The sequence below is a fragment of the Bacteroidales bacterium genome (assembly GCA_031275285.1).
GTDB lineage: Bacteria > Bacteroidota > Bacteroidia > Bacteroidales > UBA4181 > JAIRLS01.
Genome location: JAISOY010000117.1, coordinates 1 through 25161 on the forward strand (window position 1 = coordinate 1; position 25161 = coordinate 25161).

Here is a 25161-nt window from a genome sequence, read left to right on the forward strand (position 1 = left end):
TGTCATGCAGGTATCCGTATTCTTCCAGGGCATCGTGGTATGACCCTCCGAGCAGCAGGTTGTGTGCCTCGCGCCAGTCGGCATAGTATGGCCTGTTGCGCAGTATGCCGGAGGAAACGATACCGGTCATTACCACGCAGAGCGCCATACCGGGCCAGATATTCCGGAACCCGGGTTGGCGGCGCAGAGCCCGTGTATCTGATGCTGTGGCTGCCGCCAGTACGGTAAAAAGCATGGACAGCGGCAATACATCGAAAGGATAGGAGAACGAGGCGAATACACAGAACGACAACAGGCTTGCCCGGTAAGCCGTGTACCTGTTGTTGCCGTATCCGCCGGTGGCTGTTGCTCCCGACCACCGGACGCCGAGGCACAACAGCACTGCCAACCCGAACACAAACAACCCGGTAATACCCAGTTCCACGGCTATATGTAGCCATTCGTTGAATGCGTATGCAGGATTGCCCGCTACTGCTATTTCGGCTTCGCTGCCTTTTCCTGCAGCAAACCAATCGGCCTGTGCATCGGGGTAAACGGCGGCAAAACGGCCTTGTCCCGTCCCGAACAACGGATGCTCCCCGATCATCGAAGCGGTGACTTTCCAGATCAGCCAACGCCCGTTGGCCGAGTCTTTTTTCAGGTGGTATGCGCCATAAAGGAGCGCCAGCACAACGGCTGTTCCTACTATCATCCCGGCAACACGTCTGTTACGCGGGATACGGGTCATCACCCGTTCACCGAAAACCGTCCAGAGCACCACCGCGCTTCCGGCCAATGCTGCCAGCCATGCCGCCCGGCTTCCGGTGAACGGCAATACGCCAGACATCACCACCAAAGCAACTATGCCCGGCCAGCGTTTTCCGGAAATTACCGTCCGGTCCAGCGCAAGCGATAAGGCCAGCGGCACACAGACAGCAATAAACCCCGCATACGGTCCGGGGTTGAACAGCGACCCTGTGATGCGGAATCCCCTGTGGTATGAAGGCAGCCATCCGCAAAGCTGTAAAATGCCCCATACGGCTTCGACGAAAGCAAAAACGACTATGATCCCCGTCAGCAAGGCCGTCATGTTGCGGCTTCCCGATAAACTGCGGATCATCGCATACAGGGGTATCATCAACAGGAAAAGGTACCAGTGCATACCTCCGCCGATGCCTTCCGTAAGCACATGCCTGAGAACGGCATATACAGCAAAGGCTGCAAAGGCGATATCGGCGCTACGTATCACCGGATCACCCTGCGGGTTTCTGTACATACGGATGCACCACAACGGAACGGCAAGACACATGGCCGATGCGAACCAGAAATACTTGCCGGTAACAGCGCCGCGCCACAACGAAGCATCGACAATACATACGGTTGAAAAGAGCGCAACGAGCGCTGCTCCAAAAAGAAACTGAGTTATCCGGGTCATCATGTATAATTAAGAATTAAGAATTAAGAATTAAGAATTTTTATGGAGAAGTCGGAAAGTGGGAAAGTTCATAAGGTCTGAAAGTTTATAAAGTTTATAAAGTCTGAATGTTGAAAAGTTCATAAAGTCAGAATGTTTATAAAGTTAAAAAGTGGGGTTCGGATATTTTTTATTGATGATTGATCGCATACTTCATAATGTTGGAATGTTCATAAAATCAGAAGATGAGATCAAGTAAATTCTCCATTACTCGTTAATGCTCATGAGATCGGCTATCGCCTAAGTTTTTAATTTTTAATTATTTTGTTCATCATTACTCGCTGACGCTCATGATACCGCTTACGCTATGTTCATCATTCATCATTCATCATTCATTGTTCATTTTCCATTTTTTCTTTCTACCACCACACCTGTTCTCCGTCTTCGTAAGTAAAAATGCGTTCTTTCAATTCCAGGTCGGCGCATTTCAGGCAAAACAGCGTTCCTACAGGCACACCGGTAAATTCCAGGTATCTCCCGTCGGCTTTCCGGCTGTCGTGCAGGCGCCACGAGCCGTTGTCCCAGTAAAACAGCCGGTGTTCGTATCCCCTGTAAACAAAGGCATCTTCATTGAACATGGCCACTTCGATGTGCGAGATCTGTTCCTGTTTTCCCAGGTCCAATCCTAACCATGTGTCCGTGGTGGGATTACCTTTCACCGTAATGGACAACAAGCTGGTATACCAGTCGCCGTCGAAGGCTTTACCCGCATTATCGAGTGACAGGTCGGGAGAGCAGAGCACATTGCCGGTCAGTAGTCCGTGGTCGTTTCCGATCTCCACTTCCGTCAACCGCCCGTACATCCGCCGGGGAACCTGGGGATCGGCATCCGGCAGGACATTCCTGCGAAAAACGAACCGGACATACCTGTATTTTTTCAAAGAGTTGATATAGAATTTTACGGAAATATCGATCGGCTCTGTTATCCTTGCCAATATTTCGGCATCCGAAAAATCGGCATGGTTGGCACCTTCCAATATGGCGCCTGTCAGATGTTTTCCCCATGCGCTGTCCCTTCCCCAGTATCCGCGGATACGGTTAACGCGTATTGTCTGCGTTCCGGATCGGCGTGCCAGTGATGTCATGCTTCCGTCGACATTCAGGATGAAAGGATCGCCTGCCGGATATATTTTTTTTCCCCTGTAAAAAGCCGGAAGATAAACCATACCGCATCCCATGTCCCTGAATACGGCTTTGTCGCCGTCGTACCTGCCCCATTGCACCGGTTTCCATTCATTGTCATTGAACACGCACAGATAACAATATGCCGCATCAAAAATCCGGTTAACGTTCACTTCAACATCATGCACGGTAAAATAATCTTTCGAAACATCCAGTTGATAAGGGTTCCTGAAAAATTCCGGAATATCCTCTTCTTCCACTCCCGCATCGGATAAAGGGCCAGGATCGTTTTGCCGCCGGTATGTCTGGCGGTATACCTTCGGTATCCTGAAACTGCCCCAGAGAGGATCGGTGGCTATATTGTCGTACAGCTTATTGTACTTCCACAGATCGTCGTTCCACGAAGTACCTATGGCATAGAATTTATTTTTCAGCAATATGGTATTCCAGAAATGGTTGTCGTTCCGGTTGCCCCATGCGGGAATATAATCGATGGAAGAGGGGATGCCCACCGTCGAAAGTAACATGGTGTTGAACCAGCACCGTTCGTAACACACACTATGCCATGATGTAAGCAGGTCCCTCACTCTCAGGAACGGAAAATCGGTCACATAATTCGTATTCTGAAAATAACGGTACCGGTAAAACAATGAATCCACGTTGACCCAGACGGGAAGAGGATAATGCTCCGATAAAAAACTTCCGTGGCGGCTCATGAAAAAGCTTTGCCAGTCTTCCAGCGATGCACCCTGCTTTTTCCGGTATGGAAGCATGTATTCGAAGAAATCGTCGAAAGCGATACTGTCGCGGTAAGGATGATGCTGCCACGCAGCCATAGCAGCGTCGATATGCCTGATCAGATAATCGCCTGTAATATGTTCGATATCGGGTTGTTGCCTGTACACATGTTTCTTCAGAGGGAATTTCCGTTTCAGCGAATCCCATTCCCGGTCCAGGGCGATCCTTTCTTCGACTGAATAATATCTGATGGAATCCATTTTGTATAAAACGGGATCGTACAAATGCAACTCCGTTGTATCGAAAGCGTAATGTCCTGGCATGTTGGCGATCAGAAACCGGGCTGCACGGTATTTTGAACTATCCTGCGGGTTTTTCGCGTAATGTTTCAATACTTTTTCCACTTCGTGGCGATTGCTGCCGGCCAGTCGCAGAGCCTCTTCCAGTTCCGGCGGATAGTGTGTGCACGATGTGATGAAGCAACAAAACAGGAGTAAGTTCAAATAAGTAAGATATTTTATCATTGTTGTATTTTATGTTATTTCAATGGGTAAAAGGGTTTGTCTAAAAAGTTTTTTTAAGCGGAATTACAAATCCCGCTTAACACTGGGATATTTCATCTGTTTAAAATTATTACGCTTGCGCTAAGTTGATTTTTAAAGGTTAGATATAATACGCCATAGATAATCATTATGGTGGGTGAACAATAATGTTCATGGCTATTTCATTATGGTTGTATTTATGTTATTTCTGACCGGTTCCGAATCATTTCTTCCTGCGTGTCGACGAACTATCGCTGGCGTGATACTTCTTTTGGCGGTCTTTTACGAGATCCTGAAGTGTTTCAAACCTTTGAAAAGTGACCCTCGTATTCATCAGTACCTTGACGGGAACGCCCTTATGCCGGCCGGGCGTCCAACGGGGCGACGATGATACCACCCGGATGGCTTCGGCATCGAGATACTTGTCGACCGGTCTCAACACCTTTACATTTTCCGGTTTCCCCTTTTCGTTGATCACAAATGAAACATACACTGTTCCCTGCGCTTTTTTTTCGTCTGCTTCCACCGGATAGACCGTGTTTCTCGCGACGTATTCACGGAATTCTTTATAATTCTCCACTACGAATACCGGCTTTACTTCCACCAGGTCGTATACGATACAAGTGTCGCCGGCATTTTCAACAGCATAGATACCAGAGGTAAATAAAAGCAGCATCAAACATGTTGTAAAAAAGAATAGATACTTGTTCTTCATAAATTAATATTAAAGGGTTATTTTATAACATATAATTACATAAATATTTGTTTAACTTGTTTATTTTAAATGTATTATTGAAGTGTATATCCCGATTATACCTATAGGTCCACGAAGAAAGCAGGCAAACACCCTGATAAGTTCAAGTTCGCCGAATGAATTCGACAGTGAGTTGCACTCACGGCTATTTACATTCAGCCCATTCGGGACATTGGATAAATATCGGGACATGCGTAATTATTAATTTTGAATGTGAAATTTTAAATTCGAAATCATGTAATGTCGTTTACTTATGATTACAGACTTTGCTCTTTGGGGGAGTGTTCTATTATGCTTTGTTCCGGATCATTTGTTTCGGGCTGCTTTTTTCTGATCTTCCGGATAATTTTGCCGTTTTCGTAAACATAACCATTGGAAAACTCGCCATTCATATGGTAAAATACAATCCGGCCGTCGAAGTCTTTTTTATCAATATAGACAACCTCCTTATAGGGTGAAAAATCCGTTTGCTCCAGATATTTCGCCGAAGGCATGATGGTCATGATGCAGCTTATTATTTCGCCCGAACCGAGGTTGGTGATCACCACCAACCGTGAAAAGTTTGCTATGTAGCGGTTATCTCCCGTTTCTTCATATTTTTTCTTGTTTTCCTCATCCACAATACAATAAACCCAGCCCGACATTGGAAAAACGGGAGTTTCAACGGTTTTTATTTTGCTGTTCGACCTGGTGAAAGCCCTGTTCCAATCTGGTTTTACAAACATGGTATTGGGACTTGTCGCAGACCTGATCGAAAACTGTTCGGGATAACGCTCCATGATCCATTGACGGGCATCTTCAACTTCCTTATCAAGTCGTTTCTCGTAAACTAAATCATATTCGCTCCTGCACGAAAACAGCAAGAAACATGTAAGTACAACAATGGAAAACCGGGAACTGATGAAAAGATAATGTTTCATACCCGTCCATATTGCAGCCATAACAAATGTAATTTTTTTCATATATGTTTATCTTTTGGTAATTAAGCACCCAGTGCTATTTATTTTTTCTTAAGTCGCATTGATCGAATGGATTACATTCATAAAGCATATCATTAATTGTTTTATATTACTTACAATGTTTCGTTTTAGTATTATAAATATGTTCGACATCAAGACCTTCATAAAAACGGAATCCTATGTTCTTTCAACCGTCCAAATCTATATTTTCCCGTGTTCATGACTGTATAAAAAATTATAAATCACGGCTTAACCTTCGGTACGGCGCAGCCAATCTGAAATTCGACTCAACATCAGGTAAAACCGCCCGGTTCCGTATCATTGCTTCCCTTGTGTCGACGAACTATCGCCGGCGTGATGCTTCTTTTGGCGCTCCTTTACGAGATTCTGAACCGTTTCAAAGCTTTGAAAGGTGATCCTTGTATTCATCAGTACCTTGACGGGAACACCTTTATGCCGGCCGGGCGTCCAACGGGGCGACGATGATACCACCCGGATGGCTTCGGCATCGAGATGCTTGTCGACCGGTCTCAGCACCTTTACATTTACCGGTTTCCCTTTTTCGTTGATCACAAATGAAACATACACGGTTCCCTGCACTTTTTTTTCGATTGCTATCGGCGGATAGAGCGTATTTTTCGCGATGTATTCACGAAATTCTTTATAATTCTTCGTTTCGAATACCGGTTTCACTTCCACCTGATCGTACAAGTTACAGGTATCACCGGCATTTTCAACAGCATAGATACCAGAGGTAAATAAAAGCAGCAACAAACATGTTGTAAAAAAGAATAGATACTTGTTCTTCATAAATTAAAAATCATCAATTATCAATTATCAATTATCAATTATCAATCATCAATTATCAATCACATCGGCTGTGCCGGGTTAGGGTTATGGTTCTTACGCCAGACCTCGAAATCGCACATGTCTATATATTCGTCTTTGAGCAAACTGTTCTTATTGTTCTGGTTGGTTGCAATATCCCCGCCAAGGCTGCGGTATATCCCCCACTTACCACGCAGGAATGTCGCTGTTTTCCGGATCATTTCGATATCTCCTCTCTGATGCTCTATGAGTACTTTATTGTCTCTTATGCGGGTTATTTTAATGCGGTAGAATCCATGCTGGTCCGTGTTTCCACCCTGGGGCATGAAGTGCATTTCCTCTTCTATCTGTACCCATTCGTTTTCGAAGTCATCGATAGGCGCCTCTTTCATATTACCCCGGCTGGTGCCTGATCCCGAGGCAGTGTGTTCAATGCAGACCCTCCTGTTTGTACCGCTGTTGGAATTGGCGCGCAGGGTAATGGTGATCATGGGGCTGCCGTTGTTCGAACCATCCTGGGCCTTTATCTGGTGGATATGGCAGAAGTTATTGGTTGGCTGGTAGCCTTTGGGTATTCTCATTTTCCATCTTAATATCTGCCATTCATTATAATGCCCCTGCATCTTTGACCAGGTAGTATTGTTGGTCGCCGATTTGAACTCATTACGCTGGCGGTCGCTGGTGCCGCAACGGTCTGTGGTTGCCAGGTATCCGCCATTGATCGGGTATGGGGTGTTGGGAGCCGTATTGATATGGATATAGAACCGCATGACCGGTTTATTCAATGTGGCATCCATTAAAATTTCGAGGTGTTTGCCGTTGGGATAGCCTCCGTTACCGGTACAGTTCGGATATTCGGAATAGTCGAACCCGATGTCCCTGAACAGGTTGGTGTGTAACCAGCTGTTGGTCTGGCCGATTATACTGTTCGGTATATCCCCGAGCTTGCCCATCAATTCGTAACCGCCTCCTACCGTAGCTGTGGATTGGTTCAATGTGAATGTGTTCGCGACAAACCCTTCTATCAGGAAATCTATTTCCGCGGTACGCATGGCGCTGCCGGAATTTATCTCAACGCTGAATACGACCTGGTTATCCGTTTTCTGTTTCACCGTTACCCATGTGTCTGCAGCGGGGATACGGACATCCCATGCGACGTCGCACGTAACGTTCACGGTGATATCGGAGGCTTCATCGGCTACACTCATTTGTGCGGGGTCGATCGTCAGGTCGGGGAGTATGTGTTGTTGCGACAGGCTGAATGAAGCCTGACTGTCCGTCCCTTCCAACCCGAATGAAATACAGGCCGTGCGGACTGCTCCGGATTGATTGGATGTTACGGAAACAACAACCTGCGTTCCGGTCTGTGCTTTTACTGAGATCCATTCCATTGCCTCGTCGGGTACCTGCACGGTCCATTGGGCGGAAGCCGTCACGTTTACTGTTATCTCTTCTCCTGCAGGCAGCGCTTCCGCCGATACCGGATCGATCAAAATGTACGGGTCGGTACCGGTTTGCGTCACCTTCACTGTTTTGGCGATACCTCCTTTAGTCGCCACGGTTACAGTACAGGTACGCACGCTGCTCAAAGTATTGGCTTCAGCGGTCACACGAAGGCTTGCGTGGTTCTCTCCCGAAGCGGGTACGGGTGTTAACCACGCAGCATCGCAGGTAGCGGCCCATTGGGTATTGGAGGTAATGCCGATAAAAGCGTAATTTTCCTTTGCGTTGAAATCAAGCGTTTGGGTATTGAGCTCCAACAGGTCTTCCTCAATGGAACTTTTTTTGGAATCACTGCAACTGGAAAAAAAGGCGGAAACCAACCATAAAAATACCAATACTCTCCTGTTCATCACTTTTTATTTAGAATTTTTAAAAAAATATAAGTAATTGTTTAAAATTATGTCATACATATATGGAATCATTTTTACTCTTCTTTTTCTTGATAAAAAGAAGCAACTGAGCGAAGCGGTCTCACGAACACCATATAAATTATCTATGGTGAGTAAAAATCAAGGCTTGCTTCCTCAGCGACCAGTCACTGCACGCTACGGGACGCCGGAAGAACTACCTCCGGTAAGGGCTCGCTAAGTTCGCCTGACGGCTCAGACAGCTTCCGGCTTGCCCCTTCACTTTGCAGGACTGGTACCCGCTTCCGGAAAGTCAGGCCTCTCAAGTGTATTACCTCTGTATGAGCAGGGGAACAGAAAATATGATAATGTGAACTAATTATGAACATCTACTTATATGCATACTAAATTGATTTTATCACTCATGACCGGCATCACCGGTTTATCAGACAGGTCATCACCAGAAAACCTATTGTGGAGGCTGTCCGTTCTGAAATACTTTTACATTGCGCCAAAGCACTTTAGCAGGAACCGTTTGTACATTTACGGTTCCATAACACCCGTATTTGAAATAATTCGGATCAGAACTGGTAGGAATGGCGTTGTCGGCTTTTTCAAATTTCTTTTCCCCGTCGATATAGACTATCACACGTCCCGGTGTCGTTACTACGTTTCCTGACGATACCGGCTGGAGGTGGATCACATTGACCCTGTACCAGCGGGAACGCGCTTGCGTAGCAATCACCTGTGACGATCCGACCCGTATTTCGCCCCCATTCGCACTGAAAGCCCGTAACATCAGTAATGTGGCATTTCCTGCTTCGTTGGAACCGAATACCTGCATGATGCTTTCGTCATTGGTGTTCAGGTCGAATGTTACGTATCCTTCAAACTGTCGGGTACCGGAGGTATAATTATTTTCCAGGCGGATCTCCGAACGGTTTGTTCCGGTCCTGTAGAAGTAGAATTCTTCCTCGTTGGTTGCCGCCGTAAATTTATAGTGCGCAACCGGGGTCGGTATCCTGTCTATCTGTTCCAGATACGGGACCCAGGCGTAAGTATACAATTTGGTTTCCGGATTTTCGAGGCTTTGCGAAAGATGGATCTTCTTTGTCGGCGAGTACAGCACCCAACCGGTACCTAACCCGTTGGTAATGGGAATTTGCTGTTTTTGTTCAACGGTAACGGAAATTCTTTTTGTAACATCCGAAACCAGTTGAAGCGTAATGTCAACGGAACGTTCTGTTGTATTGGGATGCAACTTTTCCGCCGTGAGGGTGAGTGATGAAATGTTTTTGTCTTTTACCTTCAGCCAGTTTGCCTCTGCCGGTATCACAACATCATATTCGCCGGTAGCTGAAACGGATATGGTTCTATCGCCTGCAACGGCATCAAATGTTATTTTGCCGGCGTCAACATCGATATTGCCTTCACTGATGCTTTTCTGGGATAAGTTTACACTGGCGCTGACCGATGGCGCATCGTTTAAGGTGAGGGTAACAACAGCAGAGCGTCCCTGTTCCGATTCATTAGCTGTAATGCTGAGCAACAGCGTTCCGGTTGTCTGTGGATCTACGGAAAGCCACTCCTTTGCATCATCGGGAACCCGGGCAGTCCATTGGGCGGATGCAATTACCCGTATGCTTATCTCATCACCTGCCGGAGATGCTATCGCCGATACCGGATCGACCATGATGTACGGATCGGTCCCGGTTTGTGTCACTTCCACTGTCCGGGTGATCCCTCCCGTAGAGGTCACGGTTACGGAGCCGGTGCGTATGCTGCTCATTGTGTTGGCTTCAGCAGACACACGAAGGCTTGCGTGGTTCTCGCCTGAAGCGGGTACGGGTGTTAACCACGCAGCATCGCAGGTAGCGGTCCATTGGGTATTGGAGGTAATGCCGATAAAACCGTAACTTTCCTTTGCATTGAAATCGAGCGTCCCGGCATTGAGCTCCAACATTTCTTCCTCATCGGCGCTTTTTTTGGAATCATCGCAATTAGAAAAAAAGGCAAAAACCAACCATAAAAAAAACAATATTCTTCTGTTCATCACTTAATTATTTATTTAGATCAGCTCTATAATATTTGGTAAGATCATCGAATTTAAGTTTACCATAAGTAAAGAAAATCATGTTCATGTTTTTGGTAACGTTTTGAAAAAGTATCCACTATCAGGAGCTGGGATGAAATTTACTTTTAATTGTCATGTTTTCCGGATTTTAAATTTCATGTAAGATAAATTCCGGAGACGGAGTGTAAAAGATCATATACCGGTATCAGCATAAAAAATATGTGATCCGGATAATTGCCAATAGATGCAATGGTTTCATTTTTTATATAACCCCTATTATCAAAGTTTAAAAGTAAAGAGCCATTTCCTCAGATTATTGAAAAAGGTTGCCCGTTTTCGGACGGGCAACCTGACATCAAATCGGTCGGATATATCAGATGCTTATTGGGTACTGTATATCATGATCTGTCTCGTAGCCACATTACCACCACTACCGGTGTTAGATCCATCGTTAGTAGTAGATGTTATAACTACAAACCGTACATATTTCGCTGTAACAGGTGTCGCAAATTCATGCGTCACCCTTGCGTTACTTGCAAGCGTACCTTTTTGTGCGTCATTGGCGCTTACAAGTTTTGTCCAGGTAGCATCATCGTCGCTCACCTCAATAGTGTAGGTTTGAGGGTTAGGATTGGTCTGGCGATTCATGATCGTCATTCTGTCGAAAGTCACATAACCATCGGCATTGCCGTAGCCGGTGGTCGCACTGTAGTTCAGTTTGACCCATACCTGACCGACACCGACAGGGGCAACTTCTCCGACCTTCGATCCTGAGCTTGTCTGCCAGAATGAATTTGCCCAGTTGGGAGGGGTACCATCCAGCTCACGACCGTATGTGTCGGCATACTTACCCTCGAACGCTTTGTAATCATCTTCAGTATAAATTCCGTCAAATGCACAAAATGCCATACGATTAGTATTTTGCGCACCCCATGTGAGTGCGGGAGTGCCGGCAATTTTTGATCCAGCATAGAGTGCCAGACTTTGTTTGAGATTAATTTTCCCCACGTTCTTTTCCTTGTCTCCGAGGTAAGTAACTTTCAGGTCAGCTTCACCTGCTACAGCCGTGCCGGGTATGGTTACAGTCATCGATGTGCCTGTCCTTCCACTGGCAATCGTTCCCTGAACGTCTCCGAAATATACCTTATCTATCAGTTCGAAATAGTTCCCGGTAAGGGTGGTATTATCCCCGATAAATCCTTTAGCGGGGATTGTGACCTCCGGTGCAACGATCGACAGGTTGATCGTACCCACGTTCACTTCCTTACTGCTGAGGTAAATGATCTTTATTTCAACATCGCCTTCTGCAGCTGTAGCCGGAATGATCACATCCATCGACTCATTTGTTCTTCCTGCCGCAATGGTCCCTTTCTCACTGCCGAACAATATCTCATCGACCAGGTCGAAATTCTGGCCGGTAAGGGTGATGCTTAATCCTATAATACCATTACCGGGGAATGCCTCTACTTCCGGCGCGATCGGGAAGCTCAAAGTGCACGATCCCAGTACTGAATCATAAATGCCGTGGAAAACAATTCTCAGATCGACCGGTCCTTCTTCGTCTTTTATAGGAATTGTAACAGTCATTGATTCACTTGTTCTTCCGTCGGCGATCGTAGCTTTCGAGTCGCCGAACCATACTTCGTCGATCAGGTTGAGGTTGGTACCGGTAAGGGTAATATCGTCCCCCATGGTGCCTGCGGCAGGAAATACAACATCTTCCGGTTCCGGAAGAAGTAACTGCGACAGGGAGAGTATTGCCTGCTTTTCGTTATATTCGTTCAATTGGAATATGATGCCTGCCGAGCGGTCTTCGCCTGTCCTGTTAGGATCGACGGTAAATACCGCCTGCGATTCCGTTTTCTCTTTCACCTGTATCCAGTCTTTTACTTCGTCGGGTACCTGTACCGACCACGGATAGGATGCAGCTACCTCTACGGTGATATCTTTGCCCAACGGATCTACGTCTGCCGTCCCGGGGGTAATGATAACAAACGCTTCAAGTCCGCCCTGCGTCACCTCAATTGTTTTTGTGATACCTCCATCGGTAGTCAGGGTAATGGTGCCTGTGCGCACATCCGGATTTGAGTTGGGAGTAGTCGAAACTGTCACGATGAAGTTTCCTTCGCCCGAGGCAGGAGTACAACTCAGCCACGTTTCGTTCCAGCTCGTTCTCCATGTGGTATTGGAATAAAGATTGACATAACCTTCACCTGCCTGTTCATTGAATACCAGGCTTGTCGTTTTCAGATCCAGCGATTCGGGACCTTTATCGTCTTTATCTTTACATCCGTTGATGAATGTCAAGGAAAAGAGTACGCTAAAAATTAAAAAAATCCTGTTCATAATTATTGATTTTTATTGATGATACCTACTATAATTTCGAATTTAAAATTTAAAATTCCACATTAACTTTGTTGAGCCCTGCGGGGTTCAATATTCGCAATATTGTGAATATTAACAAACTAAAATAACGATTTGTGTAATTGTATTTCATAATCCATATAAATTGATTTTTTATCATGAGATTCTCAAATAACTTAATATAAGTATACCACATAAATTAATTCATACTACATTATATCCCAAGCATAAGAGGATCGGCCTGCAACAGTCGGCGTTAAGAAAATTCGGAGTAGAGGGCATCAAAAACAAAATCTGTTTGAACGATAGCGAGTTATTTTGTTTTGCCCGAAACGAAGGATTTTTAGCCAGAACTGTTGTAAGCCTTGATTTTTGCTTCTTTGCATCAAGGCAAAGAAGAGTAAAATTATAGAAACTGATTTTCGGCATGTACTTAGGGTATTTTTTCAACATGTTGATTCTCAATATGAATTTTAAAATGACATAATATCCGATGACTTATTGAACTGCATTTTTTACCAGTTTAAAGGTTTTTTCCGTATCGCGATCCGTTTTCAGGCGCACGAAATAAATACCCGGCGGATAATCCGCCACCCGGATAATGAGTTCACCGAGATCCTTAGCCAAAGACCGTGAAAATAACTTTTGACCCAAAGAGTTGACGATCTCTATATGTTTTACGGAGCTGATATTTTGAATATGTACCTCGTCACTCACCGGATTGGGAAAAATTTTGATATGGTCTGCATCCATTCCGGCATAACCGGTAACATTTTCAATGGATATGCTCTTTTCAAGCACCTTTATTCCGCAGGGATGAGTAACCCTGATCCGCAAAAAACCTTTTGTGGCATTATTGGCAACAGAGATCTCCGTAGAATGATCCGCCGGCTGGCCGAACGTGATACCCGTTCCCGTATATTCCCATTCATACCCGGTTACATACGGGTAAGGCCCGTTCACAGGATCGGCCACCGTTATCTGGTATGATCCGCCGGCATGTATGCTTTCCGGAAAGACCGAAAATTGAGGGTCGGGTAAAAGTCCCATGACGGTTACCACGGCCGGTTCACTTTCCAGCGTCGTCCCCTGGTAGGATACTTCAACGGTATATACTCCTGCATTGGCTAAGGATACACGATTGTAGGACAGTACATTTTGTACCGCTCCTGTTATAACGGTCCCATCCTTTTTCCACCGGTAGGTAATCCCGTCGCGGTCAGGCGCTATTGCTTTCACCGACAGGCTGACTGTCGTATTCACACATGTCTGTACCTCTTTCGGGTGTTCGGTGATTGCAAAGGGTATATCCACCCTACGGGCATCCAGCTGGGCTTCGTACAGCGATTTAGGAAATAATCCCGGCTTGTTTTGTCCTTCATTATAGCCGGTGGTATATTTTGCATCGCTGTTGCGGTATTTCCTGACAGTGTTGGCAATAGAACCGATGGAATAATTCTGTCCGGTGGGAACTTTATCAAGGTACAGTGCGCCGTTTTGTATGTCGCAGTTCCAGAATACGCTGAAAATAGCGCCCCATCCGTGGTTGGTGCCCATATTGTCGCGGAGGAAAAACCCTAGCCTGTTTGCATTGTTGTTGAACGTCCAGCCTGTTTCTTTCCATCCGTCGATCAGTATTCCCTGTGAGAACAGGCGATGTCCTTCCGATGCGGCGCTGGCATATGTGGAGGAGTGGTTCAGGACCACAATCCCGCTAACGGTTGAGCCTCCGTTCGATAACCAGTGGTGGCGGCCGTTGCGCGAAAGACAGTCCCTGAAAAGGATCAGTTGCGAACGGTTGTAGTTCTCGAAATTGTATTGGTTGGCTCCGGTATAATAGCCAGAACAATCCACCGACCGGCAATCTTCAATCGTACTGCGCGTCACTGCTTCGGTCTTGATTCCCGCATGAATGAAGTCGGACAGGTGTAATCCCTTCGCCCAGCAATTTTCCAGTGCATTCATTTTGATACAGTTCTGGTCGGGCGTGGTAGTGATGCTCGCAGGTGTGCGATCCATAGATATACGGAGGTTCTCGATGCCGGTGTTGGTATTGACGCTTCCCGTAGTGATCCGGTGCATATAGGCCTGCGAATATTGCCTGTCCAGACAGTAAAATACCGGTGCATCCACCGTAACCTTGTTGCCTTCTATTTTAGTGATATATCGGTGATAGCAGATATTAAGGTTGCCCGTTGTCCATTTGGACCCTGCATCTCCGTTGTTCACCCAGTTCGAATTGCCGCCGTACCATATTGCCGCCAGGAACGCTTCCGTTGAAGGGTACTTGATACATACTGCATCTCCGACCGAATAACCTGCCGCGGATTGCACATCGAAAGAGAAATCACCCGGCAGGACTGCTGCAGTGGTGATATTCACCTTACCGGTCTCGTTGCTGGTGTTGCTTCCCCAAGTGGCGCTGCCTGCACTGGTGGCTCCCATCACGACCACGTTCGTTGCCAACCCTCCGCTTGTACCACGCCGGTATATTAAGGTCATGGTCTGCAGATCGGCCGCTGTCAATTTATCGGTCGTTACATCGGGACCGCGCCCGGCGCCCCGGAGCACCACGCCTGAGGCATTCAGGTTGATCGTTCCGTCGACATAATACCTGCCTGCTGCAAGTTGTACCACGCCGCGAAATCCTTCGCTGTCGGGAATGAGCGCAGCAATTTTGTTAATGGCCTGTTGTATGCTGGCCGTATTATCAGCATTGGCTATCGGCGTAACAGTTACGATGCGCGAAGACTCCGGACGGTAATCGGGTATGGCTTCCCCTCCTTTATAGCCCGCATGACTGAAATCGGGAATTACAAAACCGTCGGCATCCTTATAATAAGTGATCACGCCGTTTTCATCCACTTTTACCAGTTCCGACTGCCAGGTAGTTTGTGCAGTTACCGGAATTGCAAAAAATACGATCAATACCGCTCTGAAAATTTTTTGTAACATAAACATTCTTATTTTTTTCCAGATGATAGGTTTATACGGAATCATGCCTACAGCTGAAAAACGTCTTTCAAGCCGGATGAAATAATATGCTTTCCGATGTATTCTTCTATCAGGTCCGGACCGGATATTTCAACTTTTTTGATATACGGGCAAAATACCTGTACATCTTTCCCGTCAAACTTCTATTAACCCATTGGGTAATAAAGTTAAGCATATAAAAACCCGCCACAACAACCGGATCAGAAATGATCCGGTTGTTGGTGCAGCGGGTTTTTAGCTGTTATGGAGCAACATCAATGTCGCGATACCCCAGGTAGAACTCGGCGATACAGATGGTATTACCGCCACTGGTCCATGTATCGAACTGTACTTTGATGTAACGATACTCACAATTATCGGGAAAGGCCTGATTACCGGTCTCGCCTCCCACAATAGCTGCAAACACTTCAGTATTCGGAGGCGTTGCGGAAGTTACATTCGCATTGACAGGCACGATCGGTTCATCATTGATCTTTGTCCACAGTGCCTCGTTCGTGATACAACCGTCGTCATTACTGCCGAAGAAAGTCATGGATTGTGGTTTATTGGTATCCGTTAAACTTCCGTTTTCCCGGTAGCGGATCCTGAAATAATTGAATTCCTGCGGTTCCGTCTCGCTCAACCGGATAATGAACCATGGTTTTTCAGCGGGCGTGTTGATCCACATGCCACCCCACCGGTGAAACCCTGTCCAGTTTGCGGTTGGGTCTCCACCCCAGCCATCAAGTGTTGCATCAGTGGCGGTACCTTTGGTCATACCCAGATAGGTGGAACTAAGGTTGTCGATGATTGCTGTCGGACTGATCCTGGCGTCTCCGCTGGCAGGATAGGCAGCGCCGGCATTTCCTCCTAAGAAATGTGACAGGTATGGCGATTTCTTTTTAGCCCAAACAGGTGCTGCAGTATTAAAAGCAATAGTGCTTGGAGTCGAAGGAACTCCGGCATCCCCGGAATATACCAGCGGGTTGTCTGACATATCGGTTTCAGGAGCTATATACCATTCGCTTCTGTCCAGATCTACATAACCGGCCGCATTTACCTTCACCAGGCATGTAGCCATTATGCCATTATCTTCTGAGACCACGTTTATGTAGGTATATCCTGCACTTAATCCTGTCACCATTCCAGTGCTCACACGGGCGACTTCAGGTCGCGATGAGCTCCATAAAACCTTCTTATTGAAAGCATTATCTGGGTAGACTGTATGTTTCAGGGTTACAGCCTTACGAATCTCTACCGCTATTGCTGACTTTTCAAGGGTTATTTCGGAAACACGGATAGCCGGGGTTACCTTTAACGTATCACGAACGCAGGAAATAATATCGACACTCGTTGCCGGCTTGTAAATGACACGGTATACCAGGTCGCTGCCATCCAGGATATCGGGTATCTTGGTCACATTCCGGAACAAGACCGGAATAGGATTGGCCGGGTCATTCGGATTAGGTCTGGATACGAGGTCTTCAGGCCTTGCAATGGTATCGATACGTTGTTCGCCCGAAGAGGTAAAATAGGTGAGTTCGGTACCAATGGTACCCTCGTAAGTCGATGCCACCCAGTATATCCTCATTGAGTCGCCCGCATGCTTGTAATCATAGTCCCTGATGATGCGGTTATCTAACGCTTTCTGGTAATTTTCTCCGTAGATGGGAATGGTAAAACGTGTCGCTACCGATGCGTCCGCCAGATCAGCGTTTAAGTTGATCAGTTCGAAACTGTTGGTGCCTTCGGTGATAGGACTTACTTCAACGATTCCGGGTGCATCCGGCGTGGTCAGTCCAACTTCAAAAACTTTGGATTTTTTGCCCAAATCCCATTTGATTTCCAAATTCTTTACCTGCGGGTCGCTCAGCCAATAATGGATGACCATGCGTTCGATACCAGAAAAAACTTTCATCGAATCGAATTTGGCAACATAGATGATCTCCCCGTCTTTCAGGTATTTATCGTGTAAGTCGTTCATCTTGTCGCATTGCGTCAGAATCACCACTACCACGAAAAAAACAGCCATATATTTCAACATGTTCTTCATATTCATAGTGTTTGATTAATTATTCACCCCCATTTTCTACATATTCCGCTCCCCAGAAGGACATTTCCGCGAAATGTATTGCCGGAGTGAGGCCCCATGTTTCCAAAACGTCTATGCGGTAATACCGGTATGGATCCGTACCGATATCAAATACATAATCGATCCCGTCGACCTGGGCAAGTTGCCTGTCTTCTGCCGAAGTGGAATTTAAAGGCATGCCTGAAGGTTTAACCGTGTCAAACGAACCCAAAAGCACCCATTTTTGCTCCTGATGAGCCGGGTCCAGAGAATTGTCGTATATTTTTCGCGGCGAGGAGTGGTTCGAACCATACACCACCAGTTTTTTAGGGTTGTTATGAGAGAAAGCCCAGCTATCGCCGCTGCGGTGCCAGATCTTAAAACGACTCAACTCACATTTCATTCCCATATCGAAAGTAAACGCCATAGGGGCGATTAATGTGCCGGTGACTGTCGGGTCAGCAGTATGGAACATATTGCTGAGATCAGCATCCCAGGCTTTTTCGATTTCGTAGCTGCCACTGTAACGGGAGTACGGAATATTTGTGTCGCCATTCCATCTTTTATAAGGTTTGGGAATTGCCTCTTCAAACCGGGGTGTATATTCTCCTTTTTTTAACTCGGTGAAATTGCCCCACCGGTCGCATATCTGTACACCAAACACAGCAGGTTCATTTGCAAAACCGCGGACATTGTATTTCCCTTTTGATGCATTGGAACTCCATTGTCCTACCTGTCGCATTTGAATATCATTCGCCAGGTCATTTTCGATGGTGGTTTTCGTTTGTGGGATGGATACCAATGCCAGAATAGAGACCATATCCTTGTTCTCCCATTCAAGTTTGATGCCGCCAAAATCCTCCGTTATCACGATCGTTTCCATGATGTCCAATATGGGCGATCTTTCAGGCGTGACCCAGATATTAACGGGTTCGGATTCGTTCTGGCTTCTGTCCACTGTCCGTAATTCTACAAGACGTGGTTCGGCATCCCTGAAACCCTCGATTTTGATATGGTTTTCAAATTTGGATACTTTACTCATGATCTTCTCACCGGTGTCCAGTGTATAACGTGCCACCAGATACAACAGGTCCCTTTCATCGGGAAGGGTGTAATAGATGTTCACTCCACCTCCGAATGGCTGTACTTCCAGGATCTTTTCGACCGGACTGGGCTGACCACCATGTATGGGATATTGTCCCCTTTCATTATCTTCGCATGATGTCAATACCAATATTAACGCTAGTATTGACCATTTACTTAAAGTTTTCATATTGATAGGTATTAATAACTTTACAGTTTAAATATTATGTTTACCATCCCGGATTTTGGACCAGATGTGAATTCTGTATTAATGATGATTCCCTGATCGGCCATAATAATTCCCTTTCGGAGAATGAAAGCTGCTTGATCGTGCGTAACACGTAAAAATCATCTGCTGTGGCTCCGTCTATGTTCCATCCCCTTACCAGCATGTTGTTCAATTTCAAAATATCATATTTGCCGTCATAATCGTTACAGCTCCACCTCCTGATATCGTAATATAAGTGGCCTTCGTACATCAGTTCGTTCACCCTTTCCTGCTGTATGATCTCGCGCATTCCCTTCTGAGTTGTGTGTTTACTCGGGTTTAACGAGCTATTTCTCCAACTGATCTCTACACCGGGAAGACCTACACGTGCCCTGACCCTGTCGATATATTCGTAAACAACACCATCGGGCGCAGACAATACTTCGTTACGCGCTTCAGCATAAAGCAGGTAAAGGTCGGCTAGACGCATATCGCACCAGGGATATGAATTAGCTGTACGCGTGCTGCCAATGAGTTTATCCAGGTACGGGAAAATTTTACGTCCACAGTAGCCGGTAATGAAAAACCGCTCATTACTTCTCTTTCCATTAAGTTCGGTCACCTGGGTTGCCCCGTCGGGTGTGAACCTCATCCTCAGAACCGCCTGATTGTTTTCATTAAAATCAGTGGTCTGTGCGCCATACCAGCGGGCGCGGTCAAAACCCACACTGCCGTAAAAACGATATTCGCGGTTGAAATGCAGTTGGGCTGTTTCTTCGAATTCAACTATAAATTTTGCATGGCGATCGTCTCCCCTGTTTGTTCTGTAACGGTCTTTATACCAGCCGTTGTCAGACCATTCGCGATCTTCTTCAATTGGTACTCCGTTTGCCGACCAGAACTGTTCCACAGACCACAGCGTTGGACACCAGGCTCTGCGTTGAACAGTATTTCCGGTAGTGACATCCATAATCGGAAAGCAATCCTGATTCAGAGAGGAAGCTGCCGGGTAAACCGACCAGATCTGTTCGTTATTGACCGGTGTTGTCATCACCACCTGCATGGCAAGCATATACCGCATCGAATCAGACAGGGTCAGTTCATTTTCAAAAAGATCTTGATACAAATTATATCTCAACACATTTTTTTCGATCTGGTCTATCGCTTCCCAACAGGCATCCATCGCTTTTACCCATTTCTCGGGATTTTTTTCGGGAAAGAGTTTCACTCCTCTCGAGTCGGTGAAATTGGCAAAATTCGGATTGTTATTTCCGTTGAAGAAAGGGCTGGCATAAAAGGTCAGTATTTTGGCTTTCATAGCCATGGCTACTATCTTTGTGATCCTGCCCATTCCACCCGTCGGACCGTCAGTTTCGGTATCGTATAAGTCGGGAATCGCTTCGTCTATCAGTTCGATGATATACTCCATCGTTTCGTCCATCGGATCGCGGTAAACCATTGATTCTTCAGGTGTTGCTTCAAGGGGAAGGGACTTCCTGATGGTGGGGATAGGTCCGTAATGCAGCATCAGCCACCAATGGTAATATGCTTTGAGGAACTTGACTTCGGCAGACCAAAGCACTTTCTCCCAAATCTCCATATTAGGCACGGAATTAATATTATCCAGGAAAAGGTCGCAACAACGTATCGCCTTGAACATGTTCTTATCGGAGCTTACGCCATTGGCGCCGTCCCAGTAATTCATGTACGGGGCCTCTTTATTGTTGCCATTCACCAACAACCGGTATCCAATGGGATACTCGTTATCGGTACGTTTGAACTGAAAAGATTCCGGCCCTGCAGTTCTTCCCGGATGCGCCTCGGCATAAGTCGAGGGAAGAAATGAATAGCAGGTGGCCAGATAGCCGATCGCCCTTATCCTTTCGCCGAAAGCATACTCCACAGTCGCATTTTTATCAGGGACGACATTTAAATAATCACACGCGCTAAAGAGCACGATAATTCCTAAAATGATTGTCTTTTGTAACAATGTGATTTTATGATTTTTCATACGGTAATAATTTTCTTTTAAAGGTCGTATGGAACTCGCATGATTTTTATGATCATAGACTTTGGTGATTTTGTAAAAAATCATGCTTCGTTTCATATAATGATAATATTAAATGATCAGAATGACATATTGATACCGAAATTGTGCACCCGCTGAATAGGATAGCCCAAACCATTACCGGCCATTTCGGGATCCCACATCTTGAATTTGCTGAAACATAACAGGTTCGTTCCGCTGTAATAGAATCGTAACGAGGTCAAACGGATGCGTTCAATCAGTTTTAATGGTAGAGAATAACCGAATTCCACAGATTTCAACCTGAGAAAACTGCCATTTTGCATGAACCATGTACTGGTTGCTGCATTATTATTCACGATTGATTCGGAGAGGCGTGGCCAGAGTGCATAAACATTCTGGTTGGCTTCCGACCAGTAATCGTCTGCATATGCCTGCAACACCTGATTTTGGCCCCTTTTACCTCCCAACGATGTATGGCCCGAATGGTGGAAAGGCGATGTCATATTATGATTGAGCCAGAATGACGACATGGCCGATCCCTGGAAGAAAAATGAAAAGTCAAAACCTTTGTACCCTGATGATATACCAAATCCGTAATTTATTTTAGGCGAAGTAGGATGACCAATGGGTACCCTGTCAAGATCAGTGATCTTTTCATCCCCCATTATACTCCTGTATTTCACATCGCCACCCCTCACTTTCTGGCCATTGGCAACATTTGACTGGTCAGGCGAATTAGCCACTTCCGCATCATCTACAAAAAGCCGTTCGGCAACATAACCAAAATTTTGTTTGGTATGTTGTCCTATCCTCGACCTCCATGGTGCACCCACCATACTGTAGTCGGGTTCTTCGTAAACGCGGTATTCATTAGTGGCATAGGTAAAGTTTCCCCGGGCTGTGACCCAGAGGTCCTTGGTGACACTCCATTTGTAGTCAAGCGACAGGTCATAACCCCAGCTGAGGGCTTCACCGACATTGGCATAGGGAATTGCCTGTAACCCCATGGTTCCGGGTATGTCGGATCTTTGCATATAAATGTTGTACCGGTAATCGCGATACAAGTCCAACTGGATTTCCAACTGTTTAAAAAGCTCCAGCTCGAACCCTACATTTGTTTTCCGCGAGGTTTCCCATGTAATACCCTGGTTGGCATACCGGCTGATCATTACTCCGGGATAGGTTGTTCTTTCACTGCCCCATCCCCAGGAATGCGCATAATTTCCTGAATTGAGACTTACCTGCGACAGATAGAAAAATCGGTCTGTTTCGCTGCCGATAGCGTCATTACCCACCAATCCGTATGTTGCTTTCAATTTGAGTTTCGAAATAACATTTTTCAATGATTCATTCCAGAATGCTTCGTTGGAAATGATCCATCCTGCTCCTACCGACGGGAAAAATCCCCAGCGTTCTTTCTTGGCAAACCGTTCGGAACCGTTATAGCCGAAATTGAGTTCGATAAAATAACGCGAATCAAACGAATAAGTGAACCTTCCTGCTAATCCCATATTTCTCGTAGGTAGTGATGTTTCCAAAAGGAATTCATCATTCGACGACAATTCATCCCGCAGGGTAAAAACCAACAACCCGCTCGCACTGTGTTTGTCGGCAAAAGTGCGGTCGTAATTCAATGCGGTTTCCCAGTAGGTGGTGGTAATCACCGTTTTAGTGGAACCTGTCGGCCGCAAATAATCGGTTCCCTGGTTGGGATTAAGTTCTTCCAGGACGTAGGTATCATTAATTACATTGTAACTGGCAGCCGGAGCGTTAAAATAATAAGGAATGTATTCCCTGTTAATGTAATATTCCGATCTGCGGTTGGTATTGAACATTGTCCGGAGATTCAGGCCTTGCGTTACAAAATCCAATTTTTGTTTGAGTTCGACCTGAGCCAGCATTAATGCCTTTTTGTACTGCCTGTATCCCCTCATCAAATTGGCATACGGATTGACATAAACACCATTATTTCCAAGATTTCCAAACAAGATGTATCCGAGATTCTCATGTGCTGCGTCAGGTTCGTAATAGGGTGGGTAATCGACCGGGCTGGTCTGCATGATCTGCTGGTAGACATTCGTTCCTCCGTCGATGGGTCCTTGATAGTCGTCCATGGTGGCATGCAAACGCACAATAACTTCCATGGTTTTTATCGGGTTAATATTGACATTGGAACGCAACACATATTTGTTCAGGTTAATATTATTGGTGAAATTGTTGCGCTTATCCACCTTCAGGTTACCATGATCCTTGGAATAGGTTCCTGCTACATAATAACGGGCAATGTTACCACCTCCGCTGATACTGGCATTCAACCGCTGGTTATAGACTACGTTCTTGAGCAACATACTGTACCAGTCAACCGCCGGAAATACCATAGGATTAAGTCCGTCCTGGGTATTTATTATTTTCTGCTCAGAATGGGGAAGAGTAACAGCAAATGAACTTTCAGGATCAGCTCTTGTTAACGCCGCTTCATTATTCATTCTCATATAGGTGATCGGATCAACAAGATCTACTTTGCTGGTAGGTTGAGACAGGGAGTTTTCAAACCTGAAATTGAATTTCGTTCTTCCTTCACCTCCTTCCTTGGTGGTGACCAAGATCACACCGTTCGCGCCGCGTGCGCCATACAGGGCCGTAGCCGTAGCATCCTTCATAATGGAGAAACTTGAAATGTCATCTACCTGCAGGCGGGCAAGGTCATCTTTGGTCAACTCCACTCCATCAATGAGGATCAATGGATCCTGTTTGTACCCAAAGGTGGTAACGCCGCGGATAAAAAATTCGGCATTGTCCTGTCCCGGCTCGCCGCTTCGCTGGTAAGAGATCAAACCTGCAACACGTCCTGCAAGAGCCGTAGTCAGGTTACTGGAAGGCACTTTTAATTCGGCTACGTTCAAGGTTGATACCGAAGCGATCGCGCTTTCCTTTTTCTGCGTTCCGAAAGCAACTACCAGTACTTCTTCCATTGATGTCGAAGCCTCTCTCATTTGCACGGAAATAACCCTCTTGTTGCCTACCACGACCTCCTGCGTTTCATAACCCATGAAACTAAATTGCAGTACCGATGTGTCACTGGGTACCATAATATTAAATTCACCGTTGATATCAGTACTGGTACCTTGCACGGATCCCCTGACAATTACATTGACACCGGGAATTAATTCCCCGGTATTGTCTGAAACAGAACCGGTCACCCGGATTCCCTGGAAAACGGTTTTATTTTCAATATTTGCTTCAGAAACCGGAGGAGAGGCTAAAGCATTTCCGTTTATCAACATGACCACACAGCAAAGGATAAACAATGCTAATGTGTTCGTCGTTTTTTTCTTCTTTTGTTCTATGTGTACCATATCTTACATATTATAATTTCTTTTCGTCGTTTTTAATTTTATCATCATATATTAAAGTTTAATTATTAAAGATGTACTCATCGGGAGCAACGCATTGGCGACCGGATTCTTATTTCAAAAAATGATCTCATCATAAATTTTTTTATTTGGTTCGCAGAGGTTTAATTGATATTCTTTTTAATTTATCCGGTTTAATCTGACCGGATTTGTATGTATGGATATCGAATGATTTGGATTTACCTTTGGCGGTACGTATTAACATCTATACCTATAGTTTTTTCCAATATCCTTTGATGATACTATCTGATTTTTTAAATTTTGTAAAACATTGATCGCAGATATATTAACATTGTAAAACAAGCAGAATTTATAATCGCATACTTTTGTATATGCTGACAAATTAAGATTAGAATCCCATCATTTAGTATCACAATTGTCCCAAAAACTTGTAATTTTATCCCAATCTCGCAAGTGATTGTTAATTAGTGAATTTTGTATTTGGTTATCACAAAATGGGATTTATTTTATCCTCATTTATAGTAGGAGTCTTGCCGGATTTAATATGGAAGTATCTCTAAGTCTCCCTGGAAAATAGAATTATAGTTATAAAATTTTCAGTTTTTCTGTATTGTCTCTTCCTGCCAATTGAAAACCCCTGGATGTGAAAATTAAAATCTATAAAAAGACAGGCATTAGCAAGGTTAGCCTTGCTAATGCCTGAAAAAACCAGTATTCTGTTCAATAAACTGTAACGATT

At 45.4% G+C, this 25161-nt stretch carries 14 protein-coding genes; 1 reads left to right on the top strand and 13 read right to left on the bottom strand.

All coding sequences use genetic code 11. The features are described 5' to 3' along the window. From LBQ60_12095 to LBQ60_12120, 6 genes are all read right to left on the bottom strand, one after another. Nucleotides 1-1417 (bottom strand): O-antigen ligase family protein (locus tag LBQ60_12095; GenBank protein ID MDR2038655.1); only part of this gene is annotated, 1417 nt, incomplete at its 3' end. Nucleotides 1418-1812: 395 nt separating this feature from the next. Then, on the bottom strand, nucleotides 1813-3837 hold the full coding sequence (locus LBQ60_12100) for a hypothetical protein (protein MDR2038656.1): 2025 nt from the start codon (nucleotides 3835-3837) through the stop codon (nucleotides 1813-1815). A gap of 241 nt (nucleotides 3838-4078) precedes the next feature. Then, nucleotides 4079-4531 (bottom strand): energy transducer TonB, encoded by a 453-nt coding sequence (locus LBQ60_12105; protein MDR2038657.1) that lies wholly within the window; start codon nucleotides 4529-4531, stop codon nucleotides 4079-4081. Between the two features lie 335 nt (nucleotides 4532-4866). Continuing rightward, complete coding sequence (locus LBQ60_12110) at nucleotides 4867-5550, bottom strand: hypothetical protein (GenBank protein MDR2038658.1); 684 nt, start codon at nucleotides 5548-5550, stop codon at nucleotides 4867-4869. A 336-nt stretch (nucleotides 5551-5886) separates the two neighbouring features. Beyond that, a complete protein-coding gene (locus LBQ60_12115) occupies nucleotides 5887-6378 on the bottom strand; it encodes an energy transducer TonB (GenBank protein ID MDR2038659.1) in 492 nt (163 codons plus the stop codon). Between the two features lie 59 nt (nucleotides 6379-6437). Continuing rightward, nucleotides 6438-8249, bottom strand: a complete 1812-nt coding sequence (locus tag LBQ60_12120; GenBank protein ID MDR2038660.1) for a hypothetical protein — start codon at nucleotides 8247-8249, stop codon at nucleotides 6438-6440. Between the two features lie 49 nt (nucleotides 8250-8298). Here LBQ60_12120 and LBQ60_12125 point away from each other — a divergent pair, with 49 nt between their 5' ends. Further along, nucleotides 8299-8487, top strand: coding sequence for a hypothetical protein (locus LBQ60_12125; protein ID MDR2038661.1), 189 nt, complete (start codon nucleotides 8299-8301; stop codon nucleotides 8485-8487). Between the two features lie 228 nt (nucleotides 8488-8715). Here the strand turns inward: LBQ60_12125 and LBQ60_12130 are convergent, their stop codons facing one another. The 7 genes from LBQ60_12130 to LBQ60_12160 form a co-directional block, all read right to left on the bottom strand. Beyond that, on the bottom strand, nucleotides 8716-10299 hold the full coding sequence (locus LBQ60_12130) for a hypothetical protein (protein MDR2038662.1): 1584 nt from the start codon (nucleotides 10297-10299) through the stop codon (nucleotides 8716-8718). 402 nt (nucleotides 10300-10701) lie between these two features. Beyond that, a complete protein-coding gene (locus tag LBQ60_12135; protein ID MDR2038663.1) occupies nucleotides 10702-12666 on the bottom strand; it encodes a discoidin domain-containing protein in 1965 nt (654 codons plus the stop codon). A gap of 516 nt (nucleotides 12667-13182) precedes the next feature. Next, nucleotides 13183-15639 (bottom strand): T9SS type A sorting domain-containing protein, encoded by a 2457-nt coding sequence (locus tag LBQ60_12140; protein MDR2038664.1) that lies wholly within the window; start codon nucleotides 15637-15639, stop codon nucleotides 13183-13185. A gap of 280 nt (nucleotides 15640-15919) precedes the next feature. After that, nucleotides 15920-17710, bottom strand: a complete 1791-nt coding sequence (locus tag LBQ60_12145) for an Ig-like domain-containing protein (protein ID MDR2038665.1) — start codon at nucleotides 17708-17710, stop codon at nucleotides 15920-15922. 19 nt (nucleotides 17711-17729) lie between these two features. Continuing rightward, nucleotides 17730-19001 carry a DUF4959 domain-containing protein gene (locus LBQ60_12150; protein ID MDR2038666.1) on the bottom strand — a complete coding sequence of 424 codons (1272 nt, stop codon included), beginning with the start codon at nucleotides 18999-19001 and terminating at the stop codon, nucleotides 17730-17732. Between the two features lie 40 nt (nucleotides 19002-19041). Next, complete coding sequence (locus LBQ60_12155) at nucleotides 19042-21030, bottom strand: RagB/SusD family nutrient uptake outer membrane protein (protein MDR2038667.1); 1989 nt, start codon at nucleotides 21028-21030, stop codon at nucleotides 19042-19044. Between the two features lie 116 nt (nucleotides 21031-21146). Beyond that, nucleotides 21147-24404 carry a TonB-dependent receptor gene (locus LBQ60_12160; GenBank protein ID MDR2038668.1) on the bottom strand — a complete coding sequence of 1086 codons (3258 nt, stop codon included), beginning with the start codon at nucleotides 24402-24404 and terminating at the stop codon, nucleotides 21147-21149. Between the last annotated feature and the right edge of the window lie 757 nt (nucleotides 24405-25161).